The sequence below is a fragment of the Beijerinckia sp. L45 genome, from assembly GCF_009765775.1.
GTDB lineage: Bacteria > Pseudomonadota > Alphaproteobacteria > Rhizobiales > Beijerinckiaceae > RH-AL1.
Genome location: NZ_LMUU01000259.1, coordinates 118,425 through 130,887 on the forward strand (window position 1 = coordinate 118,425; position 12,463 = coordinate 130,887).

Genomic DNA, 12,463 nt, shown 5'->3' on the forward strand with positions numbered 1-12,463 from the left:
GCGTGGTCTGACACTCGACGTTTTTTGAATTAAAGATGGGCGCTTTCGAAGATGGGCCGGCCTAAAGCACTTTCCTCATGCCAGCGCTTGGCTCGCAAGGTCCTGATAAAGGCCTGTGCCATCGCGGCGAAAACGTCAGGATGTCCCTGGCGGAGAATGACTTTCGCGGCATTGTAGATCGTGTCGTCGTCTATTCTTGTCGCTGATGCAAGAATCGTCTCGGCTTCCGATAGTGTCACCTCTGGGCTCCAAATGGTGCTGCCTTGCGGACACTCATTCGAGCGTCCTGCGGTGGTACGTCGGAGCATACCGATCCGCCTTCAAAGGTGAATGACCGAGACTGCTGCAGTTCTTGCCTCGAACTGCCGGATAAATGCATGCATACGCAACTAATAGGCACCAAGCTGGCGGTAGTATCTTAATCTCTAAAAAAAAGTATATTCGATCGAAGCCTGGGGGCGGTGCGCGCACAACGCTCTCACGCGAAACCCGGTTGCCGCCACGCCGCCGGTTCATCCAGAAGGCGCGACGATGACCGAGCGTTTCAGCACCGAAGACGTGGCCGAGAAGGACCGGCTCGATTACTGGCAGTTCGTCTGCGGCGAACTCATCGGATCGGTCGCGCTCGGCGATTACGAGACCAACGGCTTCAGTTCGCACATCAACCTGGTGGAGGTCGGCGACCTCAAGGTCGGGCGATTCACCGGGGTCAGTCAGACGTTGCATCGCACGCGATCGCTGATCAAGTCCGGCGACAACGACGATTATGTCGTCCTGCTCGAGTCGGACCAGCTTTTCAACCTGGACCATTGCGGGCGTCAGCGGAGCGGCCGCGGCGGCATGGTGCTCATCGACATCACGCAGCCTTACTACAGCAGTCACCCCGAGCGTCTCGACGTAATCGACGTCTTCGTGCCGCGAAAAGCGCTGGAGCGGGCATTGGGGCCGATCCGTCATGCGCCAGGCCTTTGCATCGAGGCCGACCAACCGAGCTTTCCCGTCATATCGGCGTTCCTCCGGTCCTTGACCCATCATAACGCGGGCCTGGCAGAAGCCAGCGCCGCCCGACTGTCGTCTATAGCGATCGAACTGATCGCTGCCGGGTTTGCGGAGAAGATCGAACAAGCGCCGCCGCGAACGATGAGCGGCGCCGCCATACTCTGTCGCGCGCAAAGCTATATTTCCAGTCACATCGGCGTCGCCGGATTGGCGATGCAGGAGGTGGCTGCCGCTCTAAACATCTCGGTCAGGCGCCTTCATCAGGTTGCGGCTGACGAAGGGATCTCGCTGATCGATTGGATGTGGGAGCGGCGCCTGCTTCGCGCGCATGCGATGCTGTCCGAGAATGCCAATGCGGGGGTGGCCGTTGGCGCCGTCGCCTACAAAAATGGCTTCATCGATCAGGGCCATTTTTCACGTCGGTTCAAGGAGCGCTTCGGCGTGTCCCCGAAAGACGTCAGAGCCTCGCGTCGGGATGAGCGCCTTCAACAAATTGCGGTTGGAGACGGCCGATGAATCCGCTTATCGATCTCAGAAACGTCAATGCGACTGAACGAGCAAACGTTTGGGACAAAACCATTAGGCAGAATTACCTGGATTTGGATATCCGCTTCCCGTCGAAGCTGGCGCCGGCCGGCATGATCGTGCAATCCCGGGTCGGCTCCATGACCCTTGCCGCCATATCGAGCGTTGCTCAAGTACATGAGCGGACGGCTTCGGGCATAACGGACGATGTCGATCATCTCATCGCGATCATGCAGATGCGGGGAACTATGCATCTGGAACAACACGATCGCGATATCCGCCTGACGCCCGGGCATCTCCTCGTGCTCGATGCGACGAAAGCGTACCGCGCCGAATTCGACGACTATCAGATCTTCGTCATGAAAATCCCGCGCCTCTATTTTGAGGGCGCCTTCCAGTCCGCCCACGACATCATCAACGTGTGTGTCGGCGAGAATGAGGGAAGCACTTTGGTCGTCGACTATTTCAGACGCATGGGCAGGGCGTTTCAGGGCTTGTCGCGGGAACAGCGTGTCAAGATGAGCGCATTCGGCGTCAAGCTGCTGGTCTCAACGCTGACCGCGGCTCGCTGAGGCCGAGGGCACTGCGAACGCCGTCGCTCGCTCAGGCCAGGAGCGACCGTGTCGCGCGGCGTTACCTGCTCTGCCGACCGAAACTTTGGACGAGAACATCCAGTCGAACGTCGGCACCTCGCGCCGGGATGCGTTCGGATTGGACGAGAACCACCATCCCGTGCAGCGCGCTCCAGAGCACTTCGGCAAGCAGTTCCGGTGATGGCCGGTCTGGCCCGAGGGCTGCGAGTAACTCGGCGAAGGTCGCCCGCAGCGCGATGGGCGTGTCCGCGCTGGCAAATTTGATCTGCGTCGGGAGCACGAACATCGCCTCGTAGGTGACCGGCTGCGACCGGGCGAACTCGAGGTAGGCGGCACAGACGTTGCGCAAGACGTCGGGCGTGCCCATGGCCGTCTGCGTCCGCAAGCGTGTCGCAAGCTCCTCGAATCCGCCGTTGGCCACGGCGGCCATGATGTCGGCTTTGCCCTTGAAGTGGCTGTAGAGAACCGGCTGGCTGTAGTCGATGAGGCCCGCTAGACGGCGCGTGGTGACGGCATCCCAGCCTTCGGCTTCGGCCAGGTCGCGCGCTGCCGCCACGATGAGGTCATAGCGCTCCGCCCGCTGGCGCTCCTTGCGATCGACAATAGACATCCCACATTCCTATCAATGCGCGAAACCGTGTCAACGCTAGATTCGATTTGACACGCTAATCTAGCGGCGCTAGATATTCTGCAAATGACAGGAGCTTGCAATGATCTTCATCGGATATGTGCTTTCGGGCCTGATCGCGGCGGCCATTATGTTTATCGGCTCGCGGTTTCTGTGGGGGCCGGCCGTCGCCTCCCGTGAGTTTGGTATTCCTGACTCCCCGCAACCATCGGGCGGCTTTATCGGCTGGCTGGCCGCGAAGGGCATGCGAGACATCGTTTCCGGCCTTTTTGTCTGCCTGCTCATGGCGAACGGATCGCCGCGTCTGCTCGGCGATTTCTTGCTCGTGGCAAGCCTCATCCCCTTGGGCGACGCGACGATCGTCCTTCGAACGGGCGGAAGCAGAGCCGTCGCATTCGGCATCCATGGCAGTGCGGCGCTGGCCATTATCGCCGCCGCCGCGTGCCTCATCGGCGGCGCCTCATGATCGGTGCGAGCCGCCGATCGAAAGATCCATAAAATCAGAGACTTGCAAATAAGGAGCAAGCCATGCTGGCAGCAAAACTCTTCGCTGATGGGCTTCCGATCGCACTCGGTATCGTGATGATCGGAGCCGGAGCGGTCAATGTCGCGGGCCCGGCGTCGATCCGCAAATCCTTCGCGCGGTGGGGCTATCCGGCTGGGTTCCATCGGATAACCGGCGGCCTCGAAATCGCGGCTGGTCTGCTTCTGCTGATCCCGGCGACGTCTCGGCTGGGAGCGGCCGCAAGCGCCATCATTTTGGCGGCCGCCGTCGCGACGGTCATCCGCCATCGTGACTGGGGGCACCTGCCGGCTGCCGCTGTCCTGGCGGCGGCGGCCATCGCGGCGATCGCGATTCACGGGTGATTTTGGCCGCAAGCGACCGTGGCGGCAGTAGCGACGGCGGTCACGGACCGCCCTTCAGGGGCCTCAGGCGACGACGGCTATGGCTGGCAGCAAACGGCAGGCTTCCCAACTATCGATCACCGCCCCCGGGGCCACCGACACCTGCAGCGGACGGCCGCCGCGCCAGATGATGCTCGCCATCTGCCACTGCCCTTTCAGGTAGATCCAGAACAAGTCGGCGTCGTGCAGCAGGTCTTCGAGCGGATGCGGGCTGTACACGTCAAACTCCTGCAACGCCTTTGCGGGCGGGGCGAATCATCGCCGTTCGGATGGTCGAAGCGGTATGCGCGCGGAGTCTTAACGAGATCCCAACGCAGCGGCGGGGCTCGTGCTTGAACGATGACGAGCATCCCGGGCTCTCGCTTGCGGCAAGCCCCGGGACAAAATAGTTTGATACTAAACTACCACTGCGTGATATGCCGTCAGGGCAGCCCGCACGTCATCCGGGACCGAAATCGAACGGTGCGCGTCGAGCGATGTCGTGGCGATGACGAGGTTTGCCGCAAGCACCGGCGTGTCGCCGCGATAGGCGTGCAGTCTCAACCCGATCGAGCTGCCGCCGATGCGCGCGATCAGCGGGATCACCGTGAGCACGTCGCCGTGAAAGCCGGGGGCGAAGAAATCGGCCTCCGCGTGGGCGTAGCCGAGGCCGATGCGGTGCTGCTTGATCAGGGTGGCATGTGAAAGGCCGAGCGCGTCCTCGAACCAGTCTTCGACGACGCCGTGCAAAATGTCGAAATAGCGCGCGAAATAGACGATGCCGGCGGGGTCGCAATGCGAGAAGCGGATGCGCACGTCCTGCCGCCAGGCCGCTGCGGGCAGATCGGCGAGCGGCAGCGGCTTGGCTCGGGCGGGCGGGGTATCGGACACGGCGGTCACGGGTGCCTCTAAACCTCGCCGCCGGCGACGGCGATGGCCTGGCCGGTGATGGCGCTCGCGCCGCGGCCGGCCAGCCATAAGACGGCATCCGCCACTTCGTCCGGCTGTACCAGGCGTCCCTGCGGATTGCGCTTGGTCAGCGAGGCGAGCGCCGCCTCGCGCGGCCGCCCGGTTTTTTGTATGATGGTCGCAATACTTTCTTCGACGAGGTCGGTTTCGGTGAAGCCGGGGCAGACCGCGTTCACCGTCAACCCGGTGCGCGCGGTTTCGGCGGCGAGCGCCCTGACGTAGCCGATGACAGCGTGTTTCGCCGCGCAATAGGCGGTGACATAGGGGTAGCCCTTGAGGCCGGCGGTGGAGGCGACGGCGATGATGCGCCCCTCGCCGCGCGCGATCATGGCCGGCGCGACGGCCTGCGCGATATGGATGACGCCCATCAGATTGACGTCGAGCATGGCCCGCAGCATGGCTGCCGTGGTCTGCCCGAAGGGCGCGGATTGCGCGGCGCCGGCATTGGCCACCACGATGTCGATCGGCGCGCGCTGCGTCGCCTGGCGCACCGCGGCGTCCACCGCCGTCGTGTCTGTGACGTCGGCAACCGCGCAGGCATCGGCCTCGCCGGCGGCGACCACCGCGCGCATGGTCACCTCGTCGCGGCCGAGGATCGTGACCGTTGCCCCGCGGCGCTTCAGGGCGGCGGCGATGGCGCGGCCGATGCCGCGACTGCCGCCCGTAACCAGGGCATGCCGGCCCGAAAATTCCATGTCGCTCGTCATATCTCAGGCCTAAAAGGCTTTCCGCTTTGGTGGAATCACCAAAGCGGTAAAGAAATTGCTCTCGTTCAAAAACGGTAGAGCATTTTCTTGACCACAAACGTCTGCAACTTTTGTGGAAAATGCTCTAGCCACACGCGCTTGGACAAGCGGATCATTTGCCGCGAACGAAGCCGGCGAGCGTCGAATCCGGCACGTCGTCGAGATTGACGACGATATTGTCGGGCGTGCGTGCGGTGATCCAAACCAAGTCTTCGGTGAGGCTCATGTTGGCTTCGACATGCGGCATGAAGGGCGGCACGAAGACGAAGTCGCCTTCGCTCATGTCCAGAAACTCCGCATAGTCCGGCCCGAAATAGATGCGCGCCGTGCCGCGCAGCACGTAGCCGCCGGTCTCGGCCTCGCCGTGATGGTGCGGTGGCGAGCGGTAGCCCGGCAGGTTGCTCACCTTGCCGTACCAGATCCTGGTCGCCGGCGTATGCTGCCTGCTGACGCCGGAAACGCGGACCGCGCCGCCGGACTGGCCGGTCTGCGTGTCCTCGTGGCCTGCGCGCGTGACGACCGGTCTCACCATGTCCATCGTGTCCTTCCTTCCTAGACTTGTTCGGGAGCCGGCGCGTCGGACAGCAGACCGGTTTGCACCGCGACCTGTCGATACGCCGCGCCGGCGGTGAATCCGCCGTCGATGACGAAATCCTCGCCGGTGATGAAGCTCGAGTCTTCGCTGGCGAGGAAGCGCACGAGCTTGGCGATCTCGTCCGGCGCGCCGGCGCGTTTCATCGGCGTCATGCCGATCATCGAACCGAGATGCGGCGATGTCGCGTTGAGGCCGGTGATCACCAGGCCGGGGCAGATGCAGTTGACTCGGATACCGTCGGCGACGAATTCCATCGCCGCCGATTTCGTCAGGCCGCGGATGCCCCATTTGCTGGCGGTATAGGCGGGATCGTAGTGCCCGGAAAACCCGCTGTTGGACGCGATGTTGACGATGGCGCCGCGGCCCTGGCGGCGCATTGCCGGCACGACGGCCTGGATGCCGAGAAAGGCACCGGTGAGGTTGACCTCGATGACGCGGCTCCACGCGGCAGGCTCGGTAGCGAGAACGCCGGTACGGTTGATGATCCCGGCATTGTTGACGAGAATATCGATGCGGCCTTGCCACGCCAGCACGTCGGCGACGACGCTGGCCCAGTTTTCCGGCGCGGTGACGTCGAGATGATAGAAACGCGCGAGAAAACCTTCCGCGCGAAACTGCTCGGCCAACGCCTCGCCTTCCGGCACCAGGACGTCGCAGATCGCGACCGCCGCGCCTTCACGCGCCAGCAGGTGCGCTTCGGCCGCGCCCTGGCCGCGGCTGCCGCCGGTGACGATGGCCGTTTGCCCCGCGAACTGTGTCATGCCGATGGTCCTCTCGATCGTCGTTTGCGTGCGGGCTAGTAGAAATCCGGCGCCGTCTTGAGGCTGGCGAACTGCTTGGAATCATGGCCGGCGACGACCAGCGCGTCGGCACGCTCGCGCACCGCGTGCAGTTTGCGAACGGAGCGCACGGCATCGACGACGGACGCGACGGCACCGGGCAGCGCGCGCTCCTCCCAATGGTCCATCGTGTCGGCGGCATCGACCGCGAGCAGCACGCGGTTCCGCGGTGTCGTGATCAGGAAGGACTGGTGGCCGAGCGTGTGGCCCGGCGTGCGGATGCAAATAATCGAGCCGTCGCCGTAGAGATCGTAGAAATCGCCCCAGGCGCCTTCGAGAAGCCGCCACTTGAGCTCAGGCCGATCGAAATCCGCGCGAATGAAACCGGCGGCGCAGAACCAGTCCGGCGCCAGCGCATATTCGAATTCGGTGCGCTGCACGACGTGGGTGGCGTTGGGAAAGCGGCCGATCGCGCCGGTATGGTCGAGATGCAGGTGTGAGAGCAGCACCGTGGTGACGCTGGCGGGATCGACGCCAGCGGCGTCGATCTGCGCCAGACAGTGCTCGTTCGCGCCGACCTGCGGCCAAAAATAATCGGCGGCGACGCCCCAATAGGCCTTGGGGTCCTGGACGCATCCCGATGGAATGCCACCGTCGATGACGACGTTTCCGCGGGGATGGGTGATCAGATACCACGGCACGGGAATCTCGAAATCCTGGCCGATGCCCTGGTTGAGATAGACGTCGTGATACTTGCAGCGCAGCGTGCCGGTCTGGAAAATGGTAAGCCGGATATCAGACATGAGCGTCCCTCGCGACAGCGGCCTGGTTTATCGCCTCGAGCGCCGGTTTCCGGTCTGCTCATCCGTTGGCAGCAATCCGATTTAGGCCGGGCTCGAAAGGGCGTCAATAAGTAATTTAAGCTTGAAATGATTGCCGCGCGGCGAGGCTTCTGGTTTGATGAGGCGTGCCGCAAACCCCTGTCCGCGGCGGTCGAGGATACCCCGCTCATGTCCGTTCCGTCGCCCGAGCCTGTCGCCCGCATGCCGCTGCTGCGGACGCTGACGCTTCCCTCGGAAGGCAATCTGAACGGCGGGATTTTCGGCGGCTGGGTGATGGCGCAGATGGATCTCGCCGCGGGCCTGCTCGGCATGCGCCGCGCCGCCGGGCCCTGCACCACGGTCGCCGTCGAAAATTTCCGCTTTTTGAAGCCGCTGCGCGTCGGCGAAGAGTTTTCCATCTACGGCACGGTGGAAGGCGTCGGCCGGACCTCGTTGCGGCTGCGGCTCGAAGGGTTTGCAGCGGCCCCGCGTGACGGTATCGAGCACCAGGTGGTCGATGCGCTGTTCATCGTGGTGAGCCTCGACGACGAAGGGGCGCCAAGGCCCGTGCCGGCGAAGGCGCCCACCGCTCAGACGATCGGGTAAAATCCTCACCCACGCAGCGGCGGAGGAACCCGCCGAGGGCGGTGGAGGGGGCCCCGGCTGTTGCTGGCTGACAACACGCACGCGCTTCAACATCACCATTTTTGCGTCACTCTGCGTCACGCGTCACGATTTTGGCTGCTGCGTAAACACCCACGTCGAGTCAGGATGAGTGATGCTCCGGGATGGGGCAAGGACCCGGCGCGCGACCCGATCTCCGCAACTCGACGTCTGCGCGCCTGTGGACATTCCGATCGCCGACGACCACCTTAAGGCGTCAGCGGTTCCTTGGGCGCCGCGGCGGCATCGCCAAGCGCAGTCTGCGTCGAGCGCTTGAGGATCACCAGCTTGTCCTTCAGCACCTCGAGGTCCTCGGGGGAGAGGCCGGCGAACAGCTCGCTGATCCATTCGCTATGCGCATCCGCCATGGTGCGGAAGGCGGCGCGGCCGGCGTGGGTCATGCGGATGATCTGGATGCGGCGGTCGGACGGTGCCGGCAGGCGGGTGATGTAGCCGCTTTCCATGAGTCGCTCGGTGATCGCGGTGATGTTGCCGGGCGAGACCATCAGGCGGCGCGAGACTTCGCCGAGCACCAAGCCATCCTCGGCCTTGTCCAACTGGGCGAGAAGGTCGAAGCGGGGGAGGGTGAACTCGAACTGCTCGCGCAGGCGGCGGCGGATTTCGTTCTCGATCAGCGTCGTGCAGGCGAACAAACGCAGCCAGACCCGCAGCTCCTGCTTGTGATCCGGTTCGATGTCTCCACTCAATGCTACGACGTCCACCAACTTCAGCACCTTAGCCGCTGCCGTCACAACAGGCCTTTTCGCAGGCGCCCCATGCCACCCGCTCCAGACCCACTGTCTTAAGCTTACCCGCGGCGCTCTGAAACAACAGAGATGTTCGAGACTCGCCGCCGCCGATGAAGAGCCAGAGACGCGGGCACTGCAACGTGAATAAACCACAATTCACAGACGACTCGCCGCATCTGCCTCAAAGTCGGGAACGGCCGCCTGCCGGCGAACTGTCGCGGCGCGGTCTCGCGCCGTATCCCACAAAACGAAAACGCCGCCTGCGCGCGGACGCGCCAGCGGCGGTTGCCGCAATCCCGTTTGATCAGATCGGGAAGGCGCGCTGGCCCTGCTGGACCGTGATCCACTTCAGCTCGGTCATCTCCTCGATGGAGTAGCGCCCGCCCTCGCGACCAAAACCGCTGTTCTTGACGCCGCCGAACGGTACGTGCGGCTCGTCGGTCACCGAACAGTCGTTGAGATGCACCATGCCGGTTTCGAGCCGGAAGGCGATGTCGAGCGCCTTCTGCATGTCGTTGGTGATGACGCCCGACGATAGGCCGTAGTCGGTGCCATTGGCGACTTCGATGGCTTCCTCGTAATCCGCGACCTTGATGATCGCGGTGATCGGGCCGAAGCTCTCCTCGTGGAAGATGCGCATCTCCGGCGTCACGCCGCTGAGGACGGTCGGCCAGTAGAACTGAGCCTCGTGCCTGGCGCCACACAGCAGGCTCGCGCCCTTGTCGGTGGCATCCTTGACGTGGCCGTCGATGACCGCGCACTGCGACTGGCGGATCAGCGGCCCGATGATTGTGTCGGGCTCGCGCGGATCGCCGACCTTCAGGCTTTTGGCGACGGCGGCGAAACGCTCGCAGAACGCGTCGAAGATCGGCGCCTCGACGATGATGCGCGAGTTCGCCATGCAGACCTGGCCCTGGTGGAAGAAGATGCCGAAGGCGGCGGCGCGCACGGCATAATCGATGTCGGCATCAGCGAGCACGATCAACGGGCTCTTGCCGCCCATCTCCAGGGTAAAGCGCTTGAAGGTTTTTGCGGCCTCCACCGCGAGGTAGCGGCCGGTCTGCGTCGAGCCGGTGAAGGTGATCATCCGCACGCGCTTGTCGGCGAAGATGGCGGTGCCGATCTCGGCGGCGGGGCCGGGAATGACGCTGAGCAGGCCTTTCGGCAGGCCGGCCTCGTCGAAGATCTCGGCGATCTTCAAGCCGGTGACAGGCGTCATTTCCGACGGCTTGAGGACGAAGCCGTTGCCGGCGGCGAGCGCCAGAACCACCTTCTTCATCGCCAGCAGGAACGGGGCGTTGAACGGTGCGATGCCGGCAATGACGCCGAGCGGCTGGCGGATCGTGAAGCCGAACTGGCCTGGCACGGTTTGCGGCAGGGTCTCGCCCTGCGAACGGCGGAGTTCCGACGCCGCAATGCGCAGCAGGTCGAAGCAATAGCCGACCTCGAAGCCGGCCTTGCCGCCGACCGAGCCGGATTCCTGGACGAGAACCTCGATGATCTCCTGCGTCTTCGCGGCGAGCACATCGGCGGCGCGCAAAAATACGGTCTCACGCTCGGAGACGACCATGTTGGCCCAAGCCTTGTAAGCCCCATCGGCAAGGGCGATGGCGCGTTCGGTTTCGACGGCGCCGGCCTGATGCACGCGGGCGAAAAGTTCGCCGGTGGCGGGGTTGTAGCTTTCCGTCGCTTCGTTGCGCGAGGATCGCGTCCACTCGCCGCCGATAAAGAGATTGTACGTCTTGACCCCGTCGATGATTTCAAACGCCGCGCTCATCACACTCTCCTGCAGGCCGATGCCCCGAGCGTCGATCCGCATGCGCGGTCCGGTCACTCGACATCTTCGCAATATTTCAGAACCACCGCGCCTCGTCTTGACCGGAACTTGGCTCGAAGTTGACACCACGTCAGATTCCCGTCTCGATCGCGGGATGATCTGCCGGTTGGCGGTCCCGGCGCATCGGAGCGCAACGGGCGGAGGTGTGTCATGACGTCGAAATCCCTGGCTCGGCGCCCCATAGCGACAATGCCGACACCGCGCCGTCCCGAACTTGTTTTGACGACGGCCAGCGTTCCGAAGCGGCAGCGGCTGGCGTTCTGGCGCGACTACGTGTGCCAAACCATTGCCGGCGTCGACGCCAGGCCGCTGTCGGACGCGGCGCCTTACGCCGGTCGCATCCGCGCGCAAACGATCCCGGTCGCGGACACGCCGGGATACGATCTTCTGAGCGTCCAGGCGGATGCGCAGCGCGTCAGCCGGACGCGCGATCTGATCAGTGTAAGGACGGACGACAGTTGGCTACTGATGATCCAGGACCTCGGCACCTGCGCCATCGCGCAGGAGGGACGGCAGGCCACGCTCGTCGCCGGCGATATCGCGTTTCTCGATACGTCCCGTCCCTATGAGGTCACGTTTCCCGAGGTGTTCCGCCAGAGCATTCTGAAGGTGCCGGCAGCGCTGTTCCGCGACCTGTTTCCGATGCGCCGCGATGTCGCCGGCATGGCGCTGTCCGGCAACGACGCTCTGGTCCAAATCGCGCGGCACAACCTTCTGCTCCTCGACCGCCTGGCGCAGGAGATCGATCCGGCGTTTCTGCCGGCGGCGGCGCAACGCGCGACGGATCATCTCGCGCTGGCGATGCGGGCGCAGCTCGACGGCGCCTCCCATCGCAGCGGCGGCGATGCGTCGGCGCTGCACTTTTCGCGCGCGACCGAACATATCGCGGCGCATCTCCACGAACCCGCGCTGAGCGTGCAAAGCGTGGCGCGGGCGATCGGGCTGTCGACGGGTCACCTTCACGAAGTCTTCCGGGCCGCCGCGGCGACGACGGTCGGCGAGTACATTCGCCGGCGTCGGCTTGCGCAATGCCGTCGTGAGCTCGCCGACCAAAGCCTCCGGCACCAGAGTATCACGTCGATCGCCTACCGCTGGGGGTTTTCCGAGGCGAGCAGCTTCAGCCGAGCCTTCCGCACGGCCTATCAGACGAGCCCGCGTCATTTCCGCCAAAACCACGAACTTGGACACCCGCGGTAGATCAGGTCACCGCGGCGCCGGGGCCACCGCCAATCACGGCGACCAGAGCAGGATCCGTGACAAAGCGTCGTCAGGGTTGCGCACTGGCCTTTCCGGGGCCTGCGCGTGTGTAACTAAAGCGACACGGTCCATATTGTATTCGCGGGAACTGAAGAGCCGGCGGGCCTCAATCAAGCAAATCCTGCGTTACTTGCAGAATTACTGAGCAGATTCAGCCGCCACGCTGTTTTATTCGCCGCAACGGGCGACTCTTTAAGCTAGGCGATTTGGATCTCTCAAGCTTAAAGGATTTACATCACGATTGTGTGGGCAGGGGGAAAACTGCAATGAAATCAATCTTCGGGGCTGGTGTCGTCGGATTGGCCGGCCTGCTGGGCCAGGCCCAGACGGCCAGCGCAGCAGACTTGCCGTCCAAGGCGGCGCCCGTCATTTCGACCGCGCCTGTGCCGTTCTTCATCTTCCAGGACAATACGGTCA

General features: G+C 63.8%; 15 protein-coding genes. 6 read left to right on the forward strand and 9 right to left on the reverse strand.

What is annotated here, in order from left to right:
* Window positions 1-531 precede the first annotated feature (531 nt).
* On the forward strand, window positions 532-1,515 hold the full coding sequence (locus tag GSQ79_RS26745; protein ID WP_158811783.1) for a helix-turn-helix domain-containing protein: 984 nt from the start codon (window positions 532-534) through the stop codon (window positions 1,513-1,515).
* Window positions 1,512-2,096: a hypothetical protein gene (locus GSQ79_RS26750; protein ID WP_158811784.1), complete on the forward strand. Its 585-nt coding sequence runs from the start codon at window positions 1,512-1,514 to the stop codon at window positions 2,094-2,096. Before GSQ79_RS26745 ends, GSQ79_RS26750 begins: the two co-directional genes overlap by 4 nt.
* Before the next feature lie 61 nt (window positions 2,097-2,157).
* Here the strand turns inward: GSQ79_RS26750 and GSQ79_RS26755 are convergent, their stop codons facing one another.
* Complete coding sequence (locus GSQ79_RS26755) at window positions 2,158-2,727, reverse strand: TetR/AcrR family transcriptional regulator (RefSeq protein ID WP_158811785.1); 570 nt, start codon at window positions 2,725-2,727, stop codon at window positions 2,158-2,160.
* A gap of 100 nt (window positions 2,728-2,827) precedes the next feature.
* Between GSQ79_RS26755 and GSQ79_RS26760 the strand changes: the two genes are divergently transcribed.
* Both GSQ79_RS26760 and GSQ79_RS26765 read left to right on the forward strand, forming a co-directional pair.
* Window positions 2,828-3,211: a DUF4267 domain-containing protein gene (locus GSQ79_RS26760; RefSeq protein ID WP_158811786.1), complete on the forward strand. Its 384-nt coding sequence runs from the start codon at window positions 2,828-2,830 to the stop codon at window positions 3,209-3,211.
* A 62-nt stretch (window positions 3,212-3,273) separates the two neighbouring features.
* Window positions 3,274-3,612 carry a DoxX family protein gene (locus tag GSQ79_RS26765; RefSeq protein WP_158811787.1) on the forward strand — a complete coding sequence of 113 codons (339 nt, stop codon included), beginning with the start codon at window positions 3,274-3,276 and terminating at the stop codon, window positions 3,610-3,612.
* A gap of 63 nt (window positions 3,613-3,675) precedes the next feature.
* Here the strand turns inward: GSQ79_RS26765 and GSQ79_RS26770 are convergent, their stop codons facing one another.
* The 6 genes from GSQ79_RS26770 to attM all read right to left on the reverse strand — a co-directional run bounded on the left by GSQ79_RS26770 (window position 3,676) and on the right by attM (window position 7,522).
* Window positions 3,676-3,870: a hypothetical protein gene (locus tag GSQ79_RS26770; RefSeq protein ID WP_158811788.1), complete on the reverse strand. Its 195-nt coding sequence runs from the start codon at window positions 3,868-3,870 to the stop codon at window positions 3,676-3,678.
* A gap of 177 nt (window positions 3,871-4,047) precedes the next feature.
* Window positions 4,048-4,530, reverse strand: a complete 483-nt coding sequence (locus GSQ79_RS26775) for a thioesterase family protein (protein WP_210253230.1) — start codon at window positions 4,528-4,530, stop codon at window positions 4,048-4,050.
* An 8-nt stretch (window positions 4,531-4,538) separates the two neighbouring features.
* The gene (locus GSQ79_RS26780; protein ID WP_246725607.1) at window positions 4,539-5,306 is read right to left on the reverse strand and encodes an SDR family NAD(P)-dependent oxidoreductase; all 768 of its coding nucleotides are present in this window, start codon (window positions 5,304-5,306) and stop codon (window positions 4,539-4,541) included.
* Window positions 5,307-5,457: 151 nt separating this feature from the next.
* Window positions 5,458-5,883 carry a cupin domain-containing protein gene (locus GSQ79_RS26785; protein WP_158811790.1) on the reverse strand — a complete coding sequence of 142 codons (426 nt, stop codon included), beginning with the start codon at window positions 5,881-5,883 and terminating at the stop codon, window positions 5,458-5,460.
* Between the two features lie 14 nt (window positions 5,884-5,897).
* On the reverse strand, window positions 5,898-6,701 hold the full coding sequence (locus GSQ79_RS26790; protein WP_158811791.1) for an SDR family NAD(P)-dependent oxidoreductase: 804 nt from the start codon (window positions 6,699-6,701) through the stop codon (window positions 5,898-5,900).
* 35 nt (window positions 6,702-6,736) lie between these two features.
* Window positions 6,737-7,522: an N-acyl homoserine lactonase AttM gene (attM, locus tag GSQ79_RS26795; RefSeq protein ID WP_158811792.1), complete on the reverse strand. Its 786-nt coding sequence runs from the start codon at window positions 7,520-7,522 to the stop codon at window positions 6,737-6,739.
* 207 nt (window positions 7,523-7,729) lie between these two features.
* Here attM and GSQ79_RS26800 point away from each other — a divergent pair, with 207 nt between their 5' ends.
* The gene (locus GSQ79_RS26800) at window positions 7,730-8,146 is read left to right on the forward strand and encodes an acyl-CoA thioesterase (RefSeq protein ID WP_246725608.1); all 417 of its coding nucleotides are present in this window, start codon (window positions 7,730-7,732) and stop codon (window positions 8,144-8,146) included.
* A gap of 266 nt (window positions 8,147-8,412) precedes the next feature.
* On the opposite strand, the gene GSQ79_RS26805 is transcribed toward GSQ79_RS26800, so the two are convergent.
* Together GSQ79_RS26805 and GSQ79_RS26810 are read right to left on the reverse strand one after the other, a co-directional pair.
* Complete coding sequence (locus GSQ79_RS26805) at window positions 8,413-8,925, reverse strand: MarR family winged helix-turn-helix transcriptional regulator (protein ID WP_246725609.1); 513 nt, start codon at window positions 8,923-8,925, stop codon at window positions 8,413-8,415.
* A gap of 331 nt (window positions 8,926-9,256) precedes the next feature.
* On the reverse strand, window positions 9,257-10,729 hold the full coding sequence (locus GSQ79_RS26810) for an aldehyde dehydrogenase family protein (RefSeq protein WP_158811793.1): 1,473 nt from the start codon (window positions 10,727-10,729) through the stop codon (window positions 9,257-9,259).
* A gap of 210 nt (window positions 10,730-10,939) precedes the next feature.
* Here GSQ79_RS26810 and GSQ79_RS26815 point away from each other — a divergent pair, with 210 nt between their 5' ends.
* Window positions 10,940-11,986: a helix-turn-helix domain-containing protein gene (locus GSQ79_RS26815; protein WP_158811794.1), complete on the forward strand. Its 1,047-nt coding sequence runs from the start codon at window positions 10,940-10,942 to the stop codon at window positions 11,984-11,986.
* Window positions 11,987-12,463: the final 477 nt, after the last annotated feature.